Here is a 24,322-nt window from a genome sequence, read left to right on the forward strand (position 1 = left end):
CCGGCCCGGGAAAGGGTTCGGAGGCCCCGGCTGTGAAGAAGTGGTCCGAACACGAAGAAGCCCCAGGCCATCCGGCCTGGGGCTTCTTGCAAGAGCGGGCGACGAGAATCGAACTCGCGCTCTGAGCTTGGGAAGCTCATGTTCTACCATTAAACTACGCCCGCGAGGACGCCTGTCAGGGCGTCGCATCGTCGCACACTCTACCCCATTCGAGCCCCTCGGCGCACGTGCCGCAGGGGGCTTTTTCGTTTGCGGGGGTGGTGTGGAAGGGGTGGGGACGCGGGCGTGGGGTGCGGGAGTTGGGGCGTACCGTGGGGCGGGGTGGCCGGCCCGGGGGTGGTGGGAGTGCCGCGTGCGAGCGCGTCCCTTACATCCCCTAATGTGGCTTTTGTCTTTCACGTCCATGGGGAAAGGGACTCGATGGAGCGCACCGTCGTCCGTTGTGCCGAGGGGCACGTGTTCAGCACCGCTTCGTTCCCGATGCAGAACCTCGGTCCCGGCCGGATCGGTCCCGGCCGGCTGCTGCGCTGTCCGCGCTGTGCGCGGCTGCGGCACTCGGTGCCGGTGGGGCAGCAGAAGCGGTGATCGCCGCGCGGTGAGCGGCAACGCGGGCCCGGTCCGGTCAGGACCGGGCCCGCGTCGTCCTTCTTCTCCGCGTATCCTCGACCCGTGCTTCTCTCAGACAAGGACATCCGGACCGAGATCGACGCCGGCCGGGTGCGGATCGACCCGTACGACGCGTCGATGGTGCAGCCGTCGAGCATCGACGTGCGCCTCGACCGCTACTTCCGGGTGTTCGAGAACCACCGGTACCCGCACATCGACCCCGCCGTGGAGCAGGCGGACCTCACGCGTGAGGTGGTGCCGGAGGGGGACGAGGCGTTCATCCTGCACCCCGGCGAGTTCGTGCTGGCCTCGACGTACGAGGTCATCACGCTGCCCGCGGACATCGCCTCGCGGCTGGAAGGCAAGTCCAGCCTGGGCCGGCTCGGCCTGCTGACGCACTCGACCGCGGGTTTCATCGACCCGGGCTTCTCCGGTCACGTGACGCTGGAGCTGTCGAACATGGCGACGCTCCCGATCAAGCTCTGGCCGGGTATGAAGATCGGGCAGCTGTGCATGTTCCGGCTCACGTCGCCGGTCGAGCACCCGTACGGGTCCGCGAAGCACGGTTCCCGCTACCAGGGCCAGCGCGGGCCGACGCCGTCGCGGTCCTTCCAGAATTTCCATCGCACGCAGGTCTGACCGCGCAGGCCGCGTGGTCCGACGACCAGGGAACAGGGCGAAGAGCAAGTGAGTGACATCCGCGAGAACCTGACCTACCCGATCTTCGGGCAGGCCATCCGGGAGCTGGCCCAGACCGTCGCGGACGACGGCTACGAGCCCGACATCATCCTCTCCATCGCGCGCGGCGGCGTCTTCGTCGCCGGCGGCCTCGCCTACGCGCTGGACTGCAAGAACATCCACCTGGTGAACGTCGAGTTCTACACCGGCGTGGGTTCGACGTTGGAAATGCCGGTCATGCTGTCGCCCGTCCCGAACGCGATCGACTTCTCCAACAAGAAGGTCCTGATCGCGGACGACGTCGCGGACACCGGCAAGACGCTCAAGCTCGTCCACGACTTCTGCCTGGAGCACGTCGCCGAGGTCCGCAGCGCGGTGATCTACGAGAAGTCGCACTCCCTGGTGAAGTGCGAGTACGTGTGGAAGCGCACCGACGAGTGGATCAACTTCCCGTGGAGCGTCGAGCCGCCCGTGGTGCGGCGCGAGGGCCAGGTCCTCGACGCCTGACCGAACGTTCTGCCGCGCAGGCCCCGGCTCCCCGTACGACGGGAGCCGGGGCCTGCGTGCGTCAGTGCGTACGGGCTCAGTGCGTCGCGCGGACCGTGCCGCTGGGCAGGGACTCCCTGTTCTCGGCGTTCACGGCGCGGACGTAGTAGAAGCGGGTCGTGACGGTCCTGATCTTCTGGTCCAGGAACGACGTCCCCTTCACGCTTCCGATCAGGCGGAAGCCCGCGTCGGGGCCGTCGCGCAGGTCGCGGGCGTAGACGTGGAAGGACGTGGCGGTGCGGTCCGGGGACTGCCAGCTCAGGAGGATCCCGGTGCCGCGGACGTCGGCGGCCTTGAGCCCGGTCGGGGGCTGGGGGCGGTGGTGCGCCGAGCGGAAGGAGACGGGCGCGGAGCGCGGCGACTCCTTCCCGTGGGTGGTGAAGGCGGAGACGGCGTACTCGTAGGCCGTGCCGTCGGACCAGGGGGCGTCGGCGGCCGCGTTCTCGCGGGTGGTGGCGACGAGGGTCCAGTCGGCTCCGTCGTGCCGGCGCCAGACCTTGTATCCGTCCAGGTCGGGTTCGGTGTTCTTGGCCCAGGTCAGCTTGGCCTGGAGGCCGTCGGCCGACACCTTGAGCCGCGCGGGGGCGGTCGGCGTCGTGGGCGCCGGTGGCGGCGTGGTGATCCGCGCCTCCGCCGAGCGGCCGGAGTCGTTGCCGGTCTTGTCGACGGCGGTGACGGCGTAGGCGTAGCCGTCCCCGTTCGCCTTCGGGCGGTCGGTGAAGGAGGTGGCGGTCAGCGGCTTCTTGCCGCTGGCGACGGTCCAGGCGCCGGGCTTGCCGTGGGCGGGCAGGACGCGGCGGTGGACCGTGTAGCCGGCCAGGTCGAGCTCGTTGTTGCGTGCCCAGCGCAGGGTCGCCTTGCCGGACGGGGCGTCGAAGGCCGCCTTCAGGCCGGCCGGGGCGAGGGGTTTGACCTTGTCGTCGGTCTTGCCGGTGACGGGCGTGTACGTGAACTTCACGTTCGCCGGGCCGGTGAAGGCCGCGTAGTTGACCCGGAGCGTGTGCTTCCCCTTGGGGACCGCGACCCGGACGGCCTTCTTCTGGGTCTTCGGGACGTCCTTCCAGAGGTCCACCTTGATCTTGTCGTCGAGGTAGACCCTGATGCCGTCGGCGGCCTCCGCGGTGAAGGTGAACGGGCCGCCGGAGCCGAAGTCGCGGGTGGTCGTCCAGCGGACGCCGAAGCCGTCGCGCGGCAGGCCGGTGCCGGCGGGGGCACCCGTGCCGTAGTTCTCGGCGATGGCGTCGTCGCAGGTGGTCTTCTTGGGGGCGCCGCGGAAGGTGGTGTTCGGGAAGAACTCGGCCTTCCAGACGCCGGGGGCGCAGGTGGTGGCGGGCGCCGCGTGGGCGGTGGCGGCCGGGACGGTGAGCCCGAGGGCGACGGAGCTGAGCGCGAGCGCCGTGACGGACGTGCGTCGGGCAGTGCGTCGGAGCATGCGGGATGAGGTCCTTGCTGAGGAAAACCGGTGGCGCAAGGAGTGTGGGGGGACGCCGAGGTGATCGTGCCATGGATCTTTCCCGGGGAGAACGGCGGGGCCCCGGACGGTGTGCGTCCGGGGCCCTGCCGTTGTCCAGGGTGCTCGGCTCTGCAGCCCTGGAGCTAGAGCCCTACAGCCCTACAGCGTGCCCAGCTTGATGATCGACAGGAGGGCGACCAGCTGGATCGCGGACGCGCCGAGCGCCTTCGGCCAGGGGAGGTCGTGCGACTTGCTCACCATCGAGGTGAACAGGTAGCCCGCCAGCAGCCAGGTGGCCCAGCCGAGCAGCTGCACGACCGGGTTGTCGCCGCCCAGGAAGACCGCGAGGACCAGCCGCGGGGCGTCCGTGAGCGACATGATGAGCAGGGACAGGCCTATGGTCGGCTGCCACAGGCCGTCGCCCCCCAGCTGCCGGGCCAGGGTGTGGGTCACCGCGCCGAGGATCAGCCCGGAGACGAGCACGATCACACCGGCGATCAGGACCAGCGGGATGCTGTTGGCGAACGTCGCGTTCAGCACGTCCTCGCGGGCCTTGTCGAACCCGAAGACCGCGAGCAGGCCGTAGACGAAGGTGACGAGCAGCGCGGGGACCCACATCGGGTGGTCGCGCATCCGCCAGAAGGTGGCGGACGGGCGCAGCACGAGGCCGGTCAGGAGCTCCTTCCAGTGCAGCTTGGGGCCGGGCGGGGGGCCGTTGTACGGCTGGGGGTCGCCGTAACCGTCGTCCCCGTAGCCGTCGTCGTCTCCGTAACCGTCGTCGTAGGGGGCGCCGCCGCCCTGGGGCGGGTACGCGTCCGGGGCCTCCCCGAGGCCGAACTGCTGGGTGCTGCCCTGCCGGTTGCCCGGATATCCGCCCTGGCCCGCGCCCTGGCCCGGACCGCCGGGGCCGGGGGGCGGGGGCGGGGTCGCGGGGACGTAGGGGTCGTACGACGGGTCGGGGCGCCGGCCGGGGGCGCCCTGTGAGGGGTACGGCTGCCCGGGCCCGTGGCCCTGACCGTGGCCCTGGCCCTGGCCCTGACCGTGGCCTGGGTAGGGCTGCCCGCCCTGACCGCCCTGACCGCCCTGCCCGCCGTTCCCCCCGTGACCGCCGTAGGCCGGCCCTCCGTACGTCTGCTGCCCGCCGTAGGACGGCCCCGGGCCCTGCGGGGGCCGGGGGTGCGACGGCTCGCCGCCGAAGTACTCCGGCTCGTCCCGGCCGGCGGGCGGGACGCCCTGTCCCCCCTGTCCCCCTTGCCACTGCTGTCCCTGCCAACCGCCGGGCGCACCGGGGGCGTGCCCCGCCGCCCCGCCGGGCGCACCGTACGGGGCACCCCCGTAGGGGGCCTGCTGCCCGGGGTGTCGTGCTTGTCGTGCGGCGTTGCCCTCTTCCGAGCCCTGCCCGCGTCCCATCCTGAATCCAGCCACGCCTTCGAACGTACCCGCTCCCGGGAAGCGGTGGTGAGGGGGCGGGGGCGCAGGGGCTTCCTTGCTGCTGAGCTGTGACATCCCCTAGGGGAAAGACCCGGGAGAAGGCGGGGTTTCAAGGGTGCGGACCACCCCTCAGCGTCCGCCCGCGCCCTGCGCCGCCGCCACGTTGTCGATCATCCGGCGGAGCACCCGCAGCGCCCCCACGTACTCCTCGTCCGTGATGCCCTCGTGGATCTCCGCCCGCATCCGGTCGACCAGCTCCTTGGCACGGGCCTTGGCGGCCCGCCCGGCGTCCGTCAGCCGGAGCGCGCCCTGTTCGTCGGCCGTCAGCCAGCCGCGGGCGAGCAGGCTGTCGGCCGCCCGCCCTATCTCGTCCGGCTGGACGCCGATGGTGCCGCCGAGGCGCTCGACCAGCTCGGCCCGGCTCCGTCCGGAAGGACCGGCGCCCGCCACCTGGTTGAGGATCCACCACTGGGGCTGGGCGAGGTCGACGCCCGCCATCCCGTTCCGGATGTGCCGGATGACGGCGTCGTGGGCCACGCCGCTCCAGTAGCCGATGGGCTGGGCGGCGAGGGCGGCGAAGTCGTCGGGGGTGGCCGGGTCGGCGGGCTTCACGGAGGCGGTCCGGTTCGTCATGGGGACGACGCTAGGACCTCGACCGCGGTTGAGATCAAGGACCTGTCAACCGCTACGAGTGGTACCGCGGGAACTCGGAGGTGTCGACGGTCCATTCGCCCACGGGCACCTCGTCGCCGAAGACGTAATCGTGCCGACCGCGGTAGCACCGCTGCCCGTCGGCCCCCGGCCCGGGGTCGGACATGACGGTGACGGTGCCCTTGCGCGGGTCGACCAAGAGGTACAGGGGGATGCCCAGGGCGGGATAGTCGCGCGCCTTCTGGGCGTAGTCGTTCGCGTGGTTGGACGGCGAGACGATCTCCGCGGCGACTTCCAGGTCCCTGGGGTGGAAGGGCCCGGGGGTGTCCATCGCCGGCTCCGGGAGGACGACCAGGTCGGGCCGGCGGAGGATGCCGAGTGCCGGATCCTCCACGTCTCCGCCGGTGTGGGCGACGAGGTCGTCCGGAAGCTGCCGGTCGAGCTGCCGCCGCAGCCGCATGGCCACGAGTTCGTGCGTGCCGGACGGGCTCATCATCATGACGATGGTGCCGTCCGAGATCTCGACCTTGCCGGCGTCGGGCAGAGCGGACAGCTCGTCCGCGATGGCGCGCATCCGTGCGTAATCCATGATCCGGCTCCTGCCGAGTGCGTGCTGCGAGCGCTGACGGTGTCATCGTCCCACGCCCCTCCGACAACGGCCGGGCGCCGGGAACGACGACGGCCGGGCCCCGCGATCACCGCGAGTCCCGGCCGTCGTCACCGCACGGGTGGCGTACTGGTGGCGCTACTTCACCGGCTCCGGATCCGGCTCCGGCGCGGCAGCCGTCTCGCCGTCGCCCTCCGGCTCCACCGGCGTCCTCACCGACTCCAGCAGCAGCTGGGCGACGTCCACGACCTGGATGGACTCCTTGGCCTTGCCGTCGTTCTTCTTGCCGTTGACCGAGTCGGTCAGCATGACGAGGCAGAAGGGGCAGGCGGTGGAGACGATGTCCGGGTTGAGGGACAGCGCCTCGTCCACGCGCTCGTTGTTGATGCGCTTGCCGATGCGCTCCTCCATCCACATGCGCGCGCCGCCGGCGCCACAGCAGAAGCCGCGCTCCTTGTGGCGGTGCATCTCCTCGTTCCGCAGGCCCGGCACCTTGGCGATGATCTCGCGCGGCGGCGTGTACACCTTGTTGTGCCGGCCCAGGTAGCACGGGTCGTGGTAGGTGATCAGGCCCTCGACCGGGGTGACCGGGACCAGCTTCCCCTCGTCCACGAGGTGCTGGAGCAGCTGCGTGTGGTGGATGACCTCGTACTCGCCGCCGAGCTGCGGGTACTCGTTGGCGATGGTGTTGAAGCAGTGCGGGCAGGTCGCGACGATCTTCTTCTTCGACTTCTCGACCTTGACGCCCTCTTCGGCATCCTCACCGAAGGCCATGTTGAGCATCTCGACGTTCTGCTGGCCGAGCTGCTGGAAGAGGAACTCGTTGCCCAGCCGGCGCGCGGAGTCGCCGGTGCACGCCTCGTCGCCGCCCATGATGGCGAACTTCACGCCCGCCATGTGCAGCAGCTCCGCGAACGCCTTGGTGGTCTTCTTGGCGCGGTCCTCCAGGGCGCCGGCGCAGCCGACCCAGTAGAGGTAGTCGACCTCGGTGAGGTCCTCGATGTCCTTGCCGACGACCGGGACCTCGAAGTCGACCTCCTTGGTCCACGCCAGGCGCTGCTTCTTGGCGAGGCCCCAGGGGTTGCCCTTCTTCTCCAGGTTCTTGAGCATCGTGCCCGCCTCGGACGGGAACGAGGACTCGATCATCACCTGGTAGCGGCGCATGTCGACGATGTGGTCGACGTGCTCGATGTCCACCGGGCACTGCTCGACGCACGCGCCGCAGGTGGTGCAGGACCAGAGGACGTCCGGGTCGATGACGCCGTTCTCTTCGAGGGTCCCGATCAGCGGGCGCTCGGCCTCCGCCAGGGCGGCGGCCGGAACGTCCTTCAGCTGCTCCTCGGTGGCCTTCTCGTTGCCCTCCATGTCCTTGCCGCCGCCCGCGAGCAGGTACGGCGCCTTGGCGTGCGCGTGGTCGCGCAGCGACATGATGAGCAGCTTCGGGGAGAGCGGCTTGCCGGTGTTCCAGGCGGGGCACTGCGACTGGCAGCGGCCGCACTCGGTGCAGGTGGAGAAGTCGAGGATGCCCTTCCAGGAGAACTCCTCGACCTTGGAGACGCCGAAGACGTCGTCCTCGCCCGGGTCCTCGAAGTCGATCGGCTTGCCGCCGCTCGTCATCGGCTGCAGCGCGCCCAGGGCGACGTCGCCGCTCGCCTCACGCTTGAACCAGATGTTCGGGAAGGCCAGGAAGCGGTGCCAGGCGACGCCCATGTCCGTCTTCAGGGAGACCGTGATCATCCAGATGAAGGAGGTCGCGATCTTCAGGCCCGCGAAGAAGTAGGTGAGGTTCTGGAGCGTGGAGACGTCCATCCCCTCCAGCCACGAGACGACCGGGTACGAGACGAAGAACGACGCCTCGTAGCCGTCCACGTGGTGCTGGGCGCCCTCCAGCGCGTGCAGCATGAAGATGCAGACGCCGACGATGAGGATGACGGACTCGACGAAGTACGCCTGGCCGGTGTTGGAGCCGGCGAAGCGGGACTTGCGGCCCGGCTTGTCCGGCCGGTTCAGCTGCCGGATGACGATCAGCGTCAGGATGCCGAGCGCGGTCATCGTGCCGAGGAACTCGACGAAGACGTTGTACGGCGCCCAGTCGCCGATGATCGGCAGGATCCAGTCGGCCTGGAAGAGCTGGCCGATGGCGTTGACGATCGTCAGCAGCAGGGAGAAGAAGCCCACCGCCACGAACCAGTGCGCGACGCCGACGATGCCCCAGCGGTTCATCCGGGTGTGGCCGAGGAACTCCTTGACCACCGTCACCGTGCGGCGTGCCGGGTCGTCGGTCCGGGTGCCGGCCGGCACGGGCTGACCGAGCCGCATGTGGCGGTAGATCTGCAGGATGGCGCGGCCGAACAGTGCGAAGCCGACCGCGATGAGTACCAGCGACACGATGATCGCGGCGAGTTGCATGGGATGGCTCCTCGGGCCTGCGAGAGCGGGTTTGCGGGGATTACTACTCGGTAACTTATCCAGTCCGTACGAGACTACTCACTCTCGCGCCCGCGATATACCCGCAGCGCCGGTGATCTGCGTCGCGCGGGCGGCGTGCGGGCCGCGACTGCCTCGCCGTCGCGAAGCATTGCGGATAAGACCCGCATAAGAGTTGAGTCGGCTTGACTCAGCTCCGTTGACAGTCCGCCATCCGTGTTGCACCCTTGAGCCTGTTCCACTCAAGTCAGCTGGAGGAATCGACATGGCACGTGCGGTCGGCATCGACCTGGGTACGACGAACTCCGTCGTCAGTGTTCTCGAGGGCGGTGAGCCCACCGTCATCACCAACGCCGAGGGCGCCAGGACCACGCCGTCCGTCGTCGCCTTCGCGAAGAACGGCGAGGTGCTGGTCGGCGAGGTCGCCAAGCGCCAGGCCGTCACCAACGTCGACAGGACCGTCCGGTCGGTCAAGCGCCACATGGGCACCGACTGGAAGATCAACCTGGACGGCAAGGACTTCAACCCGCAGCAGATGAGCGCCTTCATCCTGCAGAAGCTGAAGCGGGACGCCGAGGCGTACCTGGGCGAGAAGGTCACGGACGCGGTCATCACCGTCCCGGCGTACTTCAACGACTCCGAGCGTCAGGCCACCAAGGAGGCCGGCGAGATCGCGGGCCTCAACGTCCTGCGCATCGTCAACGAGCCGACGGCCGCGGCGCTGGCCTACGGCCTCGACAAGGACGACCAGACCATTCTCGTCTTCGACCTCGGCGGCGGCACCTTCGACGTCTCGCTGCTGGAGATCGGCGACGGCGTCGTCGAGGTGAAGGCCACCAACGGCGACAACCACCTCGGTGGTGACGACTGGGACCAGCGCGTCGTCGACTACCTGGTCAAGCAGTTCCAGAACGGCCACGGCGTCGACCTGTCCAAGGACAAGATGGCCCTCCAGCGCCTCCGCGAGGCCGCCGAGAAGGCCAAGATCGAGCTGTCCTCGTCCACCGAGACCACGATCAACCTGCCCTACATCACGGCCTCCGCCGAGGGTCCGCTGCACCTGGACGAGAAGCTCACCCGCGCCCAGTTCCAGCAGCTCACCTCGGACCTGCTGGAGCGCTGCAAGACCCCGTTCCACAACGTCATCAAGGACGCGGGCATCGCCCTGTCCGAGATCGACCACGTGGTCCTGGTCGGCGGCTCCACCCGCATGCCCGCCGTCGCCGAGCTCGTCAAGGAGCTGACCGGCGGCCGCGAGGCCAACAAGGGCGTCAACCCGGACGAGGTCGTCGCCATCGGCGCCTCGCTCCAGGCCGGTGTCCTCAAGGGCGAGGTCAAGGACGTCCTGCTGCTCGACGTCACCCCGCTGTCCCTCGGCATCGAGACCAAGGGCGGCATCATGACCAAGCTGATCGAGCGCAACACCACGATCCCGACCAAGCGCTCCGAGATCTTCACGACGGCCGAGGACAACCAGCCGTCCGTGCAGATCCAGGTCTACCAGGGCGAGCGCGAGATCGCGGCGTACAACAAGAAGCTCGGCATGTTCGAGCTGACCGGTCTGCCCCCGGCCCCGCGCGGCGTCCCGCAGATCGAGGTCACCTTCGACATCGACGCCAACGGCATCATGCACGTGGCCGCGAAGGACCTCGGCACGGGCAAGGAGCAGAAGATGACCGTCACCGGCGGCTCCTCGCTGCCGAAGGACGAGGTCGACCGGATGCGCGAGGAGGCCGAGAAGTACGCGGAGGAGGACCACAAGCGCCGCGAGGCCGCCGAGACCCGCAACCAGGCCGAGCAGCTCGTCTACCAGACGGAGAAGTTCCTCAAGGACAACGCGGACAAGGTCCCCGGCGACGTCAAGACCGAGGTCGAGACCGCCGTCACCGAGCTGAAGGACAAGCTCAAGGGCGAGGACTCCGCCGAGATCCGCACCGCCTCCGAGAAGGTCGCCGCGGTCAGCCAGAAGCTCGGCCAGGCCATGTACGCCGACGCGCAGGCCGCCCAGGGTGCCCCGGGCGCCGAGGGTGCCGCCGGTGCGGGCGCGGGCGCCGGCCAGCAGGCCAAGGCCGAGGACGACGTCGTCGACGCCGAGATCGTGGACGACGAGAAGCCGAAGGGCGGTGCGTCGGCGTGACGGAGGAGACCCCGGGCTTCGACGAAAAGCCTGAAGGCACTCCCTCCGACAAGCCGGCCGACGAGAAGGGCGCCGGTCCCGCCGACAAGGCGGGCCCGGCCCCGGCCGGCGAGGAGCTGGTCGAGGTGGGCCTCCAGGCGCAGCTGGACCAGGCCCAGGCCGCGCTCAACGAGCGCACCGCGGACCTCCAGCGGCTCCAGGCGGAGTACCAGAACTACCGCCGGCGCGTCGAGCGCGACCGGGTGCAGGTCAAGGAGGTCGCCGTCGCGAACCTCCTGTCAGAGCTGCTCCCCACGCTCGACGACATCGGCCGCGCCCGTGACCACGGCGAGCTCGTCGGCGGCTTCAAGTCCGTCGCCGAGTCCCTGGAGACGGTCGTGGCGAAGATGGGCCTCCAGCAGTTCGGCAAGGAGGGCGAGCCCTTCGACCCGCTGATCCACGAGGCCCTGATGCACAGCTACGCGCCCGACGTCACCGAGACGACGTGCGTGCAGATCCTGCAGCCGGGGTATCGCATCGGCGAGCGCACGATCCGCCCCGCGCGGGTCGCCGTCGCCGAGCCGCAGCCGGGCGTCCAGGGCAAGGCCGAGGGCGAGTCGGACGAGGAGAGCGGTGGCCCGGACGAGGGCTGACGCGATGACGCGGGGCACTGACCGTACGCACCGCAAGCACCGCGCACACCGTACGCACCGCATGGGTCGTACACACCGTACGTACCGGGAGGAGGGACGCCGGGGATGAGTACCAAGGACTTCGTGGAGAAGGACTACTACAAGGTCCTCGGCGTGCCCAAGGACGCGGCCGAGGCCGACATCAAGAAGGCGTACCGAAAGCTCGCCCGAGAGTTCCACCCGGACGCCAACAAGGGCGACGCCTCGGCCGAGGAGCGGTTCAAGGAGATCTCCGAGGCGTACGACGTCCTCGCGGATCCCAAGCGCCGCAAGGAGTATGACGAGGCGCGGGCCCTGTTCGGCAACGGCGGCTTCCGGCCCGGTCCCGGCGGCGCCGGCGGCTCCTTCAACTTCGACCTGGGCGACCTCTTCGGGGGTGCCCAGGGCGGGGCGGGGGCCGGCGGCTTCGGCGGCGGCCTCGGTGACGTCTTCGGCGGCCTGTTCAACCGCGGCGGCGGCACTACGCGCACCCAGCCGCGTCGCGGCCAGGACATCGAGTCCGAGGTGACGCTCAGCTTCACCGAGGCGGTGGACGGGGCCACGGTCCCGCTGCGGATGTCCTCCTCGGCGGCCTGCAAGGCGTGTTCCGGCACCGGCGACAAGGCCGGCACCCCGCGGGTCTGCCCGACCTGCGTGGGCACCGGCCAGGTGTCGCGCGGCAGCGGCGGCGGCTTCTCGCTGACCGACCCCTGCCCCGACTGCAAGGGCCGCGGGCTGATCCCCGAGAACCCCTGCGACGTCTGCAAGGGCAGCGGCCGGGCCACGTCCTCCCGCACCATGCAGGTCCGGATCCCGGCGGGCGTCTCCGACGGCCAGCGGATCCGGCTGCGCGGCAAGGGGGCGCCGGGCGAGCGGGGCGGGCCCAACGGCGACCTGTACGTCGTGGTCCACGTCGGCACCCACCCGGTCTTCGGACGCAAGGGCGACAACCTCACCGTCACCGTGCCCGTCACCTTCCCGGAGGCGGCACTGGGCGGCGAGGTGAAGGTGCCCACCCTCGGCGGACCGCCGGTCACCCTGCGGATCCCGCCGGGCACGCCCAACGGGCTCACCATGCGGGCCCGCGGCAAGGGCGCGGTGCGCAAGGACGGCACCCGCGGCGACCTGCTGGTCACCGTGGAGGTCGTGGTTCCCAAGGATCTCGACGACAAGGCCAGGGACGCCCTGGAGGCCTTCCGCGACGCCACGGCGGGTGAGGACCCGCGCGCGGAGCTGTTCCGGGCGGCGAAGGGAGAGTGACCGCGATGAACGGTGACGGCCGCACCCGTCGGCGCTTCGAACCCGCTCAGCCGTACGAGCTGACCGATGAGTCGCCCGTGTACGTCATCTCGGTCGCGGCTCAGCTCTCGGGCCTGCACCCGCAGACCCTGCGCCAGTACGACCGCCTCGGCCTGGTCTCGCCCGACCGCACGGCCGGGCGCGGCCGCCGGTACTCGGCCCGTGACATCGAACTGCTCCGGCAGGTGCAGCAGTTGTCGCAGGACGAGGGCATCAACCTGGCCGGCATCAAGCGCATCATCGAACTGGAGAACCAGGTCGCCGCGCTGTCGGCCCGGGTCGCGGAGCTCCAGGCGGTCGTCGACGGCGCCGCCGCCGCGATGCAGCAGCGCGAGGCGGCGGTGCACGCTTCGTACCGGCGGGACCTGGTCCCGTACCAGGAGGTGCAGCAGGCGAGCGCGCTGGTCGTCTGGCGGCCGCCGAAGCGGGATCGCTGACCGCTGGTTCGCTCTTCTGATCCGTTCTTCTGATCCGTTCTTCGCCGAGAGGCTCGTCCCCGTGAGGGGGCGGGCCTCTTTTGTATGGAGGAAACGATTCTCCACAGGGGGTTTTCCACAGGCGTGGCGAAGACCGCCGGAGGTCGTCACACTCAGTGAACATGAGCGCGAAAAGGTGCGGTGAGTCACGGAAGTTCGCGGCGGTGGCCGCGTTGGCGGAGGAGCAGGGCGGGGTCGTGGCCCTGTCCCAGGCGGAGCGGCTGGGTTGGTCGCGGGGCGCGCTGCGGCGGCGACTGCGCAAGGAGGGCTGGCAGCCCGTGCGCCCGGGGGCGTACGCGACGCCCGGGCGGCCGGCCGGGCTGGTGGCGCACCTGTGGGCGCGGCAGCTGGCCCGGCCGGAGCTGGTGGTGAGCCACTGGTCGGCGGCGCTGGTGCACGGGATCGAACGGCGGGTGGAGCGGCCCGAGTTCATCGCCCGGGCCGGCGGGCGGGAAGTACACCGCCTTCCCCTGCGGCCGGACGAGGTGACGCTCCGCGCGGGGCTGGCGGTGACGACGGTCCCGCGCACCCTGGCCGACCTTTTACGGGCGGGGCCGCGGGACGACGCGCTGGTGGCGGTCGAATCCGCGGTGAGCCGCCGGCCCGACGGCGAGCGGGGCACGCGCGGGCCGCTGACGGTCCTCGACGCCGTCCGGGACGCGGTGGGCGACGGCGCGGGGATGCGTGGGGCGAGACGGGCGCTGGACTGGCTGGCCCTCGCCGACGAGCGGGCGGGCTCCCCGGCGGAGACGATCGCCCGGCTGCGGATGAACGACGCGGGCCTGCACCCGGAGCCCCAGGCCGAGTTGCCGCTCTCCGGCGGGCGCCGGGTGTACCCCGACTTCTTCTTCAGGGACCGGGGACTGGTGGTGGAGATCGAGGGCTACGCCTGGCACGGCGACCGGGCCCGCCACCAGCGGGACGTCGCCCGCTACAACGAGCTGACGCGCTGCCCGGCGGTGCGGCGGGTGCTGCGGTTCACGGCCGACGACGTGTTCCACCGGCCGGTGTCGCTGGTACGGACGGTGCGGCGGGCGCTGGAGCCCAGTCCGGCGGCGTGGGGGCTCGCTTCGTAGGCGGTGCGTCCGGTCGCATCCGGGGCACGAGCGCGAGGCGCCGTGCGCGGCCGGCGGTCCTCCCCTCAGAACATGGTGTTGTCATTCGCGACGGCCTCGGGAACGGCCTGGACGACGTCCCAGTGCTCGACGATCCGGCCGTCCTCGAAGCGGACGATGTCCATGACGGCGCTGCCACGGTCCTCCGGTGACGTCCGCATGTGGCTGTGCAGGACGACGAGGTCACCTTCGGCGACCACACGCTTGAACTCCATGCTCAGCTCGGGGAACTGCTTGCCGAAACGGGTGATGAAGGCGACGAACGCCTCCGCTCCGTCGGGGGCCCCGGGGTTGTGCTGGATGTAGACGGGCCCCAGGCAGCGGGCGGCCGCCTCGTCCGGGCGCTTGTCGTTGAAGGCCAGGGAGAAGAACTCCTGAGCGGTGCGCTTGTTGCGCTCGGTGGTGGAGCGGGCGTCTTGGGAGGCCATGGTCATGGGGTCTCTCATTTCGAGGGAGGTTCCGAGGGGAGGGTGGGGAGGGGGGAGGGGGGAGCCCCCCGTGGTTGGCGTCACCAGGCCACGGTGTCCTCCGCCGACGTGCCGTCGCCGCCTCGGAAGGTGCCGGTGGGGCCGTCGGGGCCCAGGAGGGCCAGGGCCACCGGGACGTCCGCTCCCTGTTCGGGGGTGCGGTTGCCGCGGTTCCGTGGGGAATCCCGGTTGAGGTCGGTGGCGACGAGGCCGGGGTTGGCCGCGTTGACGTGGATGCCCGCGGTCCTGAGGTGGTTGGCGTAGAGAAGGGTGACCGCGTTGAGGGCCGCCTTGGACGCGCTGTACCCGATCAGGCCGGCCCCGCTGATGGGGTGGTCCGGATCGCTCAGCGCGGTCAGCGAACCGAGCGGGCTGGAGAGGTTCACGATCCGGCCCGACGGGGAGCGGCGGAGGAGAGGGATGCACGCCTGAATCATGGTGATCGCGCCGAGGACGTTCACTTCGAAGACGCCTCGGACGTCGGCGGCGGTGACGTCGTCGACGGGGACGCCCCAAGCGCCCACGATTCCGGCGTTGTTGACGAGGACGTCCAGTCTTCCCCGCTCCTCCTCGATCCTGCGCGCCGCGTCCCGTGCCTGCTGCCCGTCGGTCACGTCGAGCGGGACGAAGCGGATGTCCACGTCCCCGTCGGACAGTTCGGCCGCGGTCCGCGCGCCGCGTTCCGGGTCGCGGGCGCCGAGGTACACGGTCATCCCCTCGGCTGCCAGCCGGCGGGCGATCTCGCGCCCGATCCCCTTGTTCGCACCGGTCACCAGTGCGACTTCGCCACGGTGCTGCATCAGCGTCCTCCTTGTCCGTACTGCGGTCGACGCGTCAACTTCAGCATCGGGCAGGCCGGTTGGGGAAAGACCGGTTCGGACTGGTGCTATACCCTGCGGGTATGGTCGACATCGAGGTGCGGGAGCTGCGGTACTTCCAGGCGGTGGCCGAGGAGCTCAATGTCTCGCGCGCGGCGCAGCGCCTCGGGATGTCACAGCCCCCGCTCTCCCGTGCCATCGCGCAACTCGAACGACGCCTGGGCGTACGGCTCTTCGAGCGCGCCCACCGAAGGCTGGAGCTGACACCCGCGGGCGCCGCTCTGGCGGAGGAGGCGGCCCGCGCGCTCGACGCGGTGTCGGCGGCCGTCCGCCGGGCGCGCCGGGCCGGCTCGGTGTTGCCGTCGCTGGTCCTCACCGCCAAGGCCGGCGTGGCGACGGACCTGCTGCGCCGAGTGGTCACCGCGTTTGGCGCCCTGCCCGGCGCCCCGGACGTCCGGATCACCGTCAGCGGCTTCGGCGAGCAGGCGGCGATGATCCGGGACGGACGTGCGGACGTGGCCCTCCTCGGCACCCCCTTCGACCGGCACGGGGTCGAGTACGAGCCGTTGTTCTCGGAACCGCGGGTGGCCGCGCTCCCCGCGGGCCACCCACTGGCCGGGCGCACCGCACTTCGCTGTGCCGACCTCGAAGGCATGCCCATGCCGCACTGCCCGGGGCTGAGCGGCCCGGAACGGGCCTACTGGTCGGAGCCGGGCGTCCCCGGTCCGGTCATCCACGACAGCTCACAGCTCATGGAGGCCGTGGCCCTGGGCCAGGCGGTGGCCCTGATCCCGCTGTCCCTCGCGGAAGGCACGCCCCGGAGTGACGTGGTGTACCGCCCGGTCCCCGACGCGAGGTCCTACGAGACGGTGGTCGCCTGGCGCGAAGGGATCAACGAGGGGTGGGTGGGGCGGCTGGTACGGACGGTGGTGGAGCTTGCGGGGCAGGAGGTGGGGCGGGCCGCGTAGGGCGCGTCCGGATAGGGCGCGTCCGGTCGAGAGGCCCGGAGCGCCGGGCCCAGCGCGGTCCCGCTAGGACATCGCCGCGTCGTCCGGGGTGAGGTCGCGGGCGAGGACGATCTCGCCGTCCTCCAGTTCGCCCGTCTCGCCGAAGCCCGCCGTGCGGTAGAGGCGGAAGGCGACGTGGTTGCCGGGGACGACGCTCAGCCGGACCCGGGTGTAGCCGGCGGCGCGAGCGCGGTCGAGGACGGCGGTGAGGCCGGCGTGACCGAGCCGACGGCCCTGGAAGCGGTGGTCGATCATGTAGCGGCAGAGCGAGACGGTCCCCGGAACGTCGGCCGCCGGTTTCAGTAGGGCGAAGCCGACCAGCTCGGCCCCCTCTCGGAGGGCGAGCGGCTCCGCCGCCGGACAGGCCCAGGCGTCCGCCAGCGAGCGGACGTTCGGGGCGACGTAGTCGCGCTGGCCGGGCAGGACGTCGAGAGCCATCACCGCCTCATAGGTGTCGGCGGTGACGGGCTCGCAGTGCACGGGAACCATGCGGGGCATCCTAAATCGCGGGCCGGCGGGGCGGGGCGGCGATCCCGGACGTACGTCAACCCCTGTGCAAAGCCGGGGAGTTGGAGTGCGTCAGGAGATCCGCTGGGAGCCCATCGCCCGTGTGACCGCGATCTCGATCAGGACGCGGTCGGGGTTGGGCTCGGGGGTCCGCTCGTAGCGTTCCGCGTAGCGCGCGACCGCGTCGGCGACCGCCTCCGGCTCCGTGCGGACGACGGCCGTGCCCTCCAGGGTGGCCCACAGTCCACCCGGCGCGACCTGGCAGAGCGCGACCCGCAGGCCGTCCGGACCGGCCGCCAGGACGTTGGACACCTTGGCGCTCTGCTTGCGGGTGATCACCCGGGCTATGGATGTCTCCGGGTCGAACGTGGCACCCACCGGCACGACGTGCGGGCTGCCGTCCCGGCGAAGGGTGGTGAGGGTCGGGAAGTGGCGCTCACGCCAGAACGCGACGTAGGCGTCCGGCAGGTTGCGGAGGTCGTGGGCCATGGCCGCCAGGGTAGTGGGCCGGGGGTCAGAGGAAGTCGGTGGTGTCGAGATCGAAGTCGAAGGGCGGGGGCAAGGGGAGGGGCTTGCCGAAGGGAACGCTGTGCACCTCCGCGTAGTCATCCCTCGCAGGCTCGGCGAAGAGGGTCACCGTGCTCTCGTCGCGGTCCACGAGGAGGTAGAGGGGGATGCCGGCACGGGCGTAGCAGTGGCGCTTGGCGATGCGGTCGCGTTCCGGTTTGCTGCTGGTCACCTCGGCGACCAAGGCGACGCCGTCCGGGGGCATCCAGGTCGGCGCGCCACGGAAGAGGCGTCGTTCCCGCGGGGCGAAGGTGGCGTCGGGGATGGCGTAGTTCTTCGGGCACGCCCCACCCCGGGGCATCTTCAGTCCCTTGTTGCCCGAGTACTGCATGCGGACCTTCGAATGGTCGTACATCTGGGCGACGATCAGCTCGATGGCGTCCTCGTGATCGCCGTCCGGCGCCGGTGACACGATGATCTCCCCCTCGATGAGCTGCGCCCGGAACCCCTCAGGAGTCTCCAGGGACAGGAAGTAGTCCAGGAGGGTCTCTTCCGACGTCATAAGCCTTGGCTCTTGTGCCATGGCCGTCATGCTGCACCTCCCCGTGGTCGAACGCCAGCATCGCGCCCCGCCCCCGGTGGCGAGGCGTTCGTCGTACCGGTTCACTCGCAAGGGGGAGCGCCCAGGCGGGCTACCGGGGCGCGGGTTGAGTGGAATAGACTCAACTTATTGCACGTTGTGTGAAGCAGGACCCGAGCAGGACCCAAGAGCGAAAGCGAACCCGAGGAGGAGCTCCCCGTCGTGGATGCCGAGCTGACCAACAAGAGCCGTGAGGCGCTGAGCGCCGCCCATGAGCGGGCCGTGTCGGCCGGGCATGCCGATATGACCCCCGCCCACCTGCTGCTGGCGCTGCTGGCCGGGCAGGAGAACGAGAACCTGCTCGATCTGCTGGCCGCCGTGGAGGCGGACGCCGCGGTGCTGCGCGGCGGGGCCGAGCGGGTGCTGGCCGGGCTGCCGAGCGTGCAGGGGTCGACCGTGGCGCCCCCGCAGCCCACCCGCGAGCTGCAGGCGGTGCTGGTGGACGCCGGGGAGCGGGCCCGCGACCTGGGGGACGAGTACATCTCCACCGAGCACCTGCTGATCGGGCTCGCCGCCAAGGGCGGCCGGGTCGCCGAGCTGCTGGAGCAGCAGCGGGCCTCCGCCAGGCGGCTGCTCGACGCGTTCGAGAAGGCGCGCGGCGGGCAGCGGGTGACGACGGCCGACCCCGAGGGCACGTACAAGGCGCTGGAGAAGTTCGGCACGGACTTCACCGCCGCCGCGCGGGACGGCAAGCTCGACCCGGTCATCGGGCGGGACCACGAGATCCGCCGCGTGGTGCAGGTGCTCTCCCGCCGCACCAAGAACAACCCCGTACTCATCGGCGAGCCGGGCGTCGGCAAGACGGCCGTCGTCGAGGGGCTGGCGCAGCGGATAGTGAAGGGCGACGTCCCGGAGTCGCTGAAGGACAAGCGGCTCGTCTCGCTGGACCTGGGCGCGATGGTGGCCGGTGCCAAGTACCGCGGCGAGTTCGAGGAGCGGCTGAAGACCGTCCTGGCGGAGATCAAGGCCAGCGAGGGCCGGATCATCACCTTCATCGACGAGCTGCACACCGTCGTCGGAGCCGGCGCCGGCGGGGACTCGGCGATGGACGCGGGCAACATGCTGAAGCCGATGCTCGCCCGCGGCGAGCTCCGCATGGTCGGCGCGACGACGCTGGACGAGTACCGCGAGCGGATCGAGAAGGACCCGGCGCTGGAGCGGCGCTTCCAGCAGGTGCTGGTCGCCGAGCCGTCGGTGGAGGACTCCATCGCGATCCTGCGCGGGCTCAAGGGCCGTTACGAGGCGCACCACAAGGTGCAGATCGCGGACGCGGCGCTGGTCGCCGCCGCCACCCTCTCCGACCGCTACATCACCTCCCGGTTCCTGCCGGACAAGGCGATCGACCTGGTCGACGAGGCCGCCTCCCGGCTGCGGATGGAGATCGACTCCTCGCCGCTGGAGATCGACGAGCTCCAGCGGGCCGTCGACCGGCTCAAGATGGAGGAGCTGGCGCTCCGCAACGAGACGGACGAGGCGAGCAAGGAGCGGCTGGCCAAGCTCCGCCGCGACCTCGCCGACAAGGAGGAGGAGCTGCGCGGGCTCACCGCGCGCTGGGAGAAGGAGAAGCAGTCCCTCAACCGCGTCGGCGAGCTGAAGGAACGCCTCGATGACCTGCGCGGGCAGGCCGAGCGCGCCCAGCGCGACGGTGACTTCGACACCGCGTCCAAGTTGCTATACGGCGAGATCCCGGCCGTCGAGCGGGAGCTGGAGGAGGCCGCGGAGGCGGAGGCCGAGCAGGAGGCGGCCTCCCGGGACCTCATGGTCAAGGAGGAGGTCGGCCCCGACGACATCGCCGAGGTGGTGGCCGCCTGGACGGGCATCCCGGCCGGCCGGCTGCTGGAGGGCGAGACGCAGAAGCTGTTGCGCATGGAGGAGGAGCTGGGCAGGCGGCTGATCGGGCAGGAGGAGGCCGTCCGGGCCGTCTCCGACGCGGTGCGCCGCTCGCGCGCCGGGATCGCCGACCCCGACCGGCCCACCGGTTCGTTCCTCTTCCTCGGCCCCACCGGCGTCGGCAAGACCGAGCTGGCCAAGGCGCTCGCGGACTTCCTGTTCGACGACGAGCGGGCGATGGTCCGCATCGACATGAGCGAGTACGGCGAGAAGCACTCGGTCGCCCGGCTGGTCGGCGCGCCCCCCGGCTACGTCGGTTACGAGGAGGGTGGCCAGCTCACCGAGGCGGTGCGGCGCCGGCCGTACACCGTGGTGCTGCTGGACGAGGTGGAGAAGGCCCACCACGAGGTCTTCGACATCCTGCTCCAGGTGCTGGACGACGGGCGGCTCACCGACGGCCAAGGGCGGACGGTTGACTTCCGCAACACCATCCTCATCCTCACCTCCAACCTGGGCTCGACGTTCCTGGTCGACCCGCTGCTGAAGGAGGAGCAGAAGCGGGAGAAGGTCCTGGAGACGGTCAGGACCGCGTTCCGGCCGGAGTTCCTCAACCGGCTCGACGACATCGTGGTGTTCCACCCGCTGGGCACCGGTCAGCTGGAGCGGATCGCCCGGATCCAGATCGACCAGCTCCAGCGGCGGCTCGCCGACCGGCGGCTCACCCTCGACGTCGACGAGTCCGCGCTCCGCTGGCTGGCCGCGCTGGGTCACGAGGGCCCGGAGGAGGCACCCGACCTCACCTACGGCGCCCGGCCGCTGCGCCGCCTGGTGCAGACCGCGATCGGCGACCGACTCGCGCGCGCCATCCTCGCCGGTGAGGTGCGGGACGGCGACACGGTCCGCGTGGAGCGGGTCCCGGGCGAGGAGGGGCTGTCGGTGCGGGCGGCGGCGTAACGGGTCGAAGCCGGGCCGTTCAAGCGTCGAACGGCCCGGACCGCACCTCCCGGCGCGTGGTCGGTGAGCGACGCATGCGCCAGGGGTTGCGGGGCAGGGGCTGGTGTGGGGGAGGATGGCCGCAACCGTACGAAGGGAAATCCACGGTGAGCATCGACCCGTCCTCGATTCCGAACTTCGGGGGCCAGCCCGAGCCGCAGCCCGAAGAGACGGGCCCGGCCGGTCCCGTCATCCCCGACCAGGACCTGGTCAAGCAGCTCCTCGAGCAGATGGAGCTGAAGTACCTCGTGGACGACGAGGGTGACCTCGCGGCTCCGTGGGAGCAGTTCCGTACGTACTTCATGTTCCGCGGCGAGGAGGAGCAGCAGGTCTTCTCGGTCCGGACGTTCTACGACCGGCCGCACGGCATCGACGACAAGGGCAAGCTGCTCGAGGTCATCGACGACTGGAACCGCCGCACCCTGTGGCCGAAGGTCTACACGCACACCAACGACGACGGCACGGTCCGCCTCATCGGCGAGGCCCAGATGCTGATCGGCGTCGGGGTGTCGCTGGAGCACTTCGTGTCCAGCACGGTCAGCTGGGTCCGCGCCTCGGTCGAGTTCGACCGCTGGCTGGTGGAGCAGCTGGGCCTGGAGGAGGACCTGGAGTCCGGCGACGGCGACGGCGACGACAAGCCCGACGCCGAGGCCTGATCCCGGGGATCCCCCGGGCACGCCCTCACATGGGCAGGCGGGCCGCCGTCACCAGGTAGGTCCCGTACACGAACGAGAGCCCGGCCAGCGCGCCGACCGTCACCACGACGGTGCGCGACCGGGCTCTCGTCATGCCCAGCGCCAGCGGGATCAGCAGCGGGAACGCGGGCAGCAGGAAGCGCGGCTTGGACGCGAAGTAGCTGGAGCCGCCGAGGGCGATCACGCACAGCACGAGGGTGTAGGCCAGCAGCGGTGCCGGCGGCCGCTCCGCCACCAGGAAGGCCAGCGCGACCAGCGCGACGACCAGCACGGCCAGGGAGCCGTAGTACGCCATCACGTCGCGCCCGGTGAACAGGTGCCGGACGAACCGGAACGCGTCGGCGCCGAAGTCGAACCGGGACCCCCACCGCCGCTGCACGGTGAAGTAGCCCAGCGGCCCGAAGCCCGAGCGGTACCCGGCCCACAGCACGTACCCGGCCCAGCCCAGCGGGGCGAGCGCCAGCCCGGTCCACAGCCGCCAGTCGGCGCGGGAGCGCGGTTCCCGGCGCAGGACGGCCAGCGCGGCGACGGCGATGGCGGCGGCGACGGCGATGGCGTTCGGCCGGGACAGCCCGGCGACCAGCGCGAGAGCCCCCGCCCAGACGTGCCGGCGGGTTACGGCGGCGTACAGCGCCCACGCGGCGAGGGCGGTCATCAGGGACTCGGTGTAGCCCATCGTCTGCACGATGGAGTGCGGCAGCAGCCCCCAGAGGAGCACCAGCCAGGTGGCCGCCCGGCGCCCGTACAGCCGCTCGCCGACGGCGTAGAGGCCCCAGGCCGCGCAGGCCGCGGCGGTCCACGAGACGACGAGCTGCGCGGAGACGATCGAGAACGGGGTCAGCAGGGTCACCCCGTGCACCAGGCCGGGGAAGAGCGGGAAGAACGCGTAGTCGCTGTAGACGACCGAGTGGCTGGTGGGGGACGGGAGGGTGAGCCCGTAGCCGTCCTCGGCGATGGTGGCGTACCAGATCGCGTCCCAGGAGTGGCCGAGCAGGGTGCGCGGGTGGCGGCCGGTCGACCAGGCCCAGGCGGCCATCGTGGCCACGCCGGCCAGCCGGGCCGCGGCGTAGAGCGTGAGCGCGGGCAGGGCGCGGCGCAGCGCCTCGCGCACCCGTTCCCCGCGCCGGGCCAGGCCGCCGGCGGGGTCGCGGCGCGGCTCCGGGGCATGGACGGGCACGGCGGTGTCGGCGGACACGGGACCTCCTCGGGGCACCTCCCGGGCCTGCCGGGGACGGGTGCGGCCGGGCCCCGCGGGGACGGGCCGGGCGGCGGGACCGGTCGGGGGGCCGGGGACGGCGCCGGTACGGACGGTGCTTGGACGTGCGGCATACCGACCATGCGTCGGGGGCTTCGCGCGCGCGGTGCGTCACGCCCGTACGGGGCGCGGCTTCCACCCGGCTGGCGCACCGGGACGGCGATGCCGGAGCGCCCGGCCGCGGCGCGCGGTACCCGGGCACGGATGGTAGCGCCCGCCTAGGGTGGTCCGCGTCACGGACAGTCCGGAGGACGACCGGGAGGGGCGCGGATGAGCGCGGAAAAGGGCCGGAACGGGACGCGGGAGCCGGCGGCGGCGCGGCTCGCGGGGCTGGGTACGTCGGTGTTCACGGAGATGACCGAGCTGGCCCGGAGCACCGGGGCGGTGAACCTGGGGCAGGGCGTGCCGGAGCTGGGCAGTCCGCGGGCGCTGCTGGAGGACGTCGCGGCGGCGGTGCTGGCCGGGGCCAACCAGTACCCGCCGGCGCACGGGACACCCGCGCTGCGCGAGGCGGTCGCCGCCCACCAGCGCCGGAGGTACGGGCTGGAGTACGACCCCGGGGACGAGGTGCTGGTCACCACGGGCGCGACCGAGGCGCTCGCCGGGGCGCTGCTGGGGCTCTGCGACCCGGGGGACGAGGTGCTGGCCTTCGACCCCTGCTACGACGCCTACGCGGCGGTGGCCCGGTTCGCGGGTGCGAAGCTCGTGCCCGTGCCGCTGGTCACGGAAGGGGACGCCTTCGTCCTGGACGCGGAGGCGCTGTGGGCCGCCGTCACGCCGCGGACCCGGGTGCTGGTGCTGAACACGCCGCACAATCCGACGGGCAAGGTGTTCACGGCGGCGGAGCTGGCGGCCGTCGCCGAGGTGGTCCGGGAGTACGGGCTGACGGTGGTGACGGACGAGGTGTACGAGCATCTGGTGTTCGGTGAGGGGGACGGCGGGCCCGTCCACCGGCCGATCGCCGCGCTGCCGGGCATGCGGGAGCGGACGCTGACCGTCTCGTCGGCCGGCAAGACGTTCGGGGTGACCGGCTGGAAGGTCGGCTGGGTCTGCGGTCCCGCGCCGCTGGTGGCCGCCGTGGCGGGAGTGAAGCAGTTCCTCACGTACACCTCGGGCGCGCCCTTCCAGGACGCGCTGGCCCGGGCACTGGGGGGCGTGGAGGAGTGGGCGGCGGAGCTGCGGCGGACGCTGGGGCGCAACCGCGATCTGCTGAGCGAGGGACTGATGCGCGCCGGGTTGCGCCCGTACCGGGCGGACGCCGGGTATTTCGTCCAGGCGGACATCCGCGCGTGGGGGCATGAGGACGGCGTGCGTTTCTGCCGTGAACTCCCTTTGCGCGCCGGGGTGGTGGCCATTCCGACATCCGCCTTCTTTGTGCGCCCGGGCGCCCCGTCCCATCTGGTGCGATTCTCGTTCTGCAAGCGCGAGGAGGCGGTTCTCGACGCCGTGCGGCGGCTGGAAGAGGCGGCGGCGGGCCCGCGCTGACCCCGGAGCGCCCGTCTCGGAGCGCCACGTGCAGCGCGCTGA

General features: G+C 71.4%; 23 protein-coding genes and 1 tRNA gene. 12 read left to right on the forward strand and 12 right to left on the reverse strand.

Annotated features, from left to right (window positions below):
• Positions 1-93 precede the first annotated feature (93 nt).
• A tRNA-Gly gene (locus JNW98_RS00955) sits at positions 94-164 on the reverse strand.
• Between the two features lie 256 nt (positions 165-420).
• Here JNW98_RS00955 and JNW98_RS00960 point away from each other — a divergent pair.
• The 3 genes from JNW98_RS00960 to JNW98_RS00970 all read left to right on the forward strand — a co-directional run bounded on the left by JNW98_RS00960 (position 421) and on the right by JNW98_RS00970 (position 1,791).
• On the forward strand, positions 421-585 hold the full coding sequence (locus tag JNW98_RS00960; RefSeq protein ID WP_004947509.1) for a hypothetical protein: 165 nt from the start codon (positions 421-423) through the stop codon (positions 583-585).
• An 84-nt stretch (positions 586-669) separates the two neighbouring features.
• Entirely contained in the window at positions 670-1,245 is a 576-nt protein-coding gene (gene dcd, locus JNW98_RS00965; RefSeq protein ID WP_223766105.1) for a dCTP deaminase, read from the forward strand.
• 48 nt (positions 1,246-1,293) lie between these two features.
• Complete coding sequence (locus tag JNW98_RS00970) at positions 1,294-1,791, forward strand: phosphoribosyltransferase (protein ID WP_185944345.1); 498 nt, start codon at positions 1,294-1,296, stop codon at positions 1,789-1,791.
• 76 nt (positions 1,792-1,867) lie between these two features.
• Here JNW98_RS00970 and JNW98_RS00975 read toward each other — a convergent pair whose 3' ends face one another.
• The 5 genes from JNW98_RS00975 to JNW98_RS00995 form a co-directional block, all read right to left on the reverse strand.
• On the reverse strand, positions 1,868-3,262 hold the full coding sequence (locus JNW98_RS00975; RefSeq protein ID WP_223766106.1) for a PA14 domain-containing protein: 1,395 nt from the start codon (positions 3,260-3,262) through the stop codon (positions 1,868-1,870).
• A gap of 180 nt (positions 3,263-3,442) precedes the next feature.
• A complete protein-coding gene (locus JNW98_RS00980; RefSeq protein WP_223766107.1) occupies positions 3,443-4,708 on the reverse strand; it encodes a Yip1 family protein in 1,266 nt (421 codons plus the stop codon).
• 135 nt (positions 4,709-4,843) lie between these two features.
• Positions 4,844-5,347, reverse strand: coding sequence for a helix-turn-helix domain-containing protein (locus JNW98_RS00985; protein WP_223766108.1), 504 nt, complete (start codon positions 5,345-5,347; stop codon positions 4,844-4,846).
• 52 nt (positions 5,348-5,399) lie between these two features.
• On the reverse strand, positions 5,400-5,954 hold the full coding sequence (locus JNW98_RS00990) for a Uma2 family endonuclease (protein ID WP_223766109.1): 555 nt from the start codon (positions 5,952-5,954) through the stop codon (positions 5,400-5,402).
• Positions 5,955-6,110: 156 nt separating this feature from the next.
• Positions 6,111-8,381, reverse strand: coding sequence for a (Fe-S)-binding protein (locus JNW98_RS00995; RefSeq protein WP_223766110.1), 2,271 nt, complete (start codon positions 8,379-8,381; stop codon positions 6,111-6,113).
• A 283-nt stretch (positions 8,382-8,664) separates the two neighbouring features.
• On the opposite strand from JNW98_RS00995, the gene dnaK reads away from it, so the two are divergent.
• The 5 genes from dnaK to JNW98_RS01020 all read left to right on the forward strand — a co-directional run bounded on the left by dnaK (position 8,665) and on the right by JNW98_RS01020 (position 14,037).
• A complete protein-coding gene (dnaK, locus tag JNW98_RS01000) occupies positions 8,665-10,536 on the forward strand; it encodes a molecular chaperone DnaK (protein ID WP_223766111.1) in 1,872 nt (623 codons plus the stop codon).
• A complete protein-coding gene (gene grpE, locus JNW98_RS01005; protein WP_223766112.1) occupies positions 10,533-11,168 on the forward strand; it encodes a nucleotide exchange factor GrpE in 636 nt (211 codons plus the stop codon). The genes dnaK and grpE overlap by 4 nt, the downstream gene beginning before the upstream one ends.
• Before the next feature lie 105 nt (positions 11,169-11,273).
• Complete coding sequence (gene dnaJ, locus JNW98_RS01010; protein ID WP_223766113.1) at positions 11,274-12,446, forward strand: molecular chaperone DnaJ; 1,173 nt, start codon at positions 11,274-11,276, stop codon at positions 12,444-12,446.
• Between the two features lie 5 nt (positions 12,447-12,451).
• Complete coding sequence (locus JNW98_RS01015) at positions 12,452-12,922, forward strand: heat shock protein transcriptional repressor HspR (RefSeq protein ID WP_223766114.1); 471 nt, start codon at positions 12,452-12,454, stop codon at positions 12,920-12,922.
• A 161-nt stretch (positions 12,923-13,083) separates the two neighbouring features.
• Positions 13,084-14,037 carry a type IV toxin-antitoxin system AbiEi family antitoxin domain-containing protein gene (locus JNW98_RS01020; RefSeq protein ID WP_223766115.1) on the forward strand — a complete coding sequence of 318 codons (954 nt, stop codon included), beginning with the start codon at positions 13,084-13,086 and terminating at the stop codon, positions 14,035-14,037.
• A 65-nt stretch (positions 14,038-14,102) separates the two neighbouring features.
• Here the strand turns inward: JNW98_RS01020 and JNW98_RS01025 are convergent, their stop codons facing one another.
• Together JNW98_RS01025 and JNW98_RS01030 are read right to left on the reverse strand one after the other, a co-directional pair.
• On the reverse strand, positions 14,103-14,510 hold the full coding sequence (locus tag JNW98_RS01025) for a nuclear transport factor 2 family protein (protein WP_223766116.1): 408 nt from the start codon (positions 14,508-14,510) through the stop codon (positions 14,103-14,105).
• Between the two features lie 74 nt (positions 14,511-14,584).
• Positions 14,585-15,343, reverse strand: a complete 759-nt coding sequence (locus tag JNW98_RS01030; RefSeq protein ID WP_223766117.1) for an SDR family NAD(P)-dependent oxidoreductase — start codon at positions 15,341-15,343, stop codon at positions 14,585-14,587.
• A gap of 101 nt (positions 15,344-15,444) precedes the next feature.
• Between JNW98_RS01030 and JNW98_RS01040 the strand changes: the two genes are divergently transcribed.
• Positions 15,445-16,329 carry a LysR family transcriptional regulator gene (locus tag JNW98_RS01040; protein WP_263420257.1) on the forward strand — a complete coding sequence of 295 codons (885 nt, stop codon included), beginning with the start codon at positions 15,445-15,447 and terminating at the stop codon, positions 16,327-16,329.
• A gap of 63 nt (positions 16,330-16,392) precedes the next feature.
• On the opposite strand, the gene JNW98_RS01045 is transcribed toward JNW98_RS01040, so the two are convergent.
• From JNW98_RS01045 to JNW98_RS01055, 3 genes are all read right to left on the reverse strand, one after another.
• Positions 16,393-16,857, reverse strand: a complete 465-nt coding sequence (locus JNW98_RS01045) for a GNAT family N-acetyltransferase (RefSeq protein WP_223766118.1) — start codon at positions 16,855-16,857, stop codon at positions 16,393-16,395.
• Positions 16,858-16,947: 90 nt separating this feature from the next.
• On the reverse strand, positions 16,948-17,364 hold the full coding sequence (locus tag JNW98_RS01050; protein ID WP_223766119.1) for a pyridoxamine 5'-phosphate oxidase family protein: 417 nt from the start codon (positions 17,362-17,364) through the stop codon (positions 16,948-16,950).
• Between the two features lie 25 nt (positions 17,365-17,389).
• Positions 17,390-17,974 carry a Uma2 family endonuclease gene (locus JNW98_RS01055; protein WP_223766120.1) on the reverse strand — a complete coding sequence of 195 codons (585 nt, stop codon included), beginning with the start codon at positions 17,972-17,974 and terminating at the stop codon, positions 17,390-17,392.
• Positions 17,975-18,184: 210 nt separating this feature from the next.
• Here JNW98_RS01055 and clpB point away from each other — a divergent pair, with 210 nt between their 5' ends.
• Entirely contained in the window at positions 18,185-20,806 is a 2,622-nt protein-coding gene (gene clpB / locus JNW98_RS01060; RefSeq protein WP_223766121.1) for an ATP-dependent chaperone ClpB, read from the forward strand.
• A 146-nt stretch (positions 20,807-20,952) separates the two neighbouring features.
• Positions 20,953-21,501, forward strand: coding sequence for a YbjN domain-containing protein (locus JNW98_RS01065; RefSeq protein ID WP_223766122.1), 549 nt, complete (start codon positions 20,953-20,955; stop codon positions 21,499-21,501).
• 25 nt (positions 21,502-21,526) lie between these two features.
• Here JNW98_RS01065 and JNW98_RS01070 read toward each other — a convergent pair whose 3' ends face one another.
• Positions 21,527-22,735 (reverse strand): putative hexosyltransferase, encoded by a 1,209-nt coding sequence (locus JNW98_RS01070; protein WP_223766123.1) that lies wholly within the window; start codon positions 22,733-22,735, stop codon positions 21,527-21,529.
• A 330-nt stretch (positions 22,736-23,065) separates the two neighbouring features.
• Between JNW98_RS01070 and JNW98_RS01075 the strand changes: the two genes are divergently transcribed.
• Positions 23,066-24,280, forward strand: a complete 1,215-nt coding sequence (locus JNW98_RS01075; protein WP_223766124.1) for an aminotransferase class I/II-fold pyridoxal phosphate-dependent enzyme — start codon at positions 23,066-23,068, stop codon at positions 24,278-24,280.
• The last annotated feature ends 42 nt before the right edge of the window (positions 24,281-24,322 follow it).

Origin of the sequence: Streptomyces huiliensis, assembly GCF_020037025.1 — a bacterium.
In the GTDB taxonomy this organism is placed as follows: domain Bacteria; phylum Actinomycetota; class Actinomycetes; order Streptomycetales; family Streptomycetaceae; genus Streptomyces; species Streptomyces huiliensis.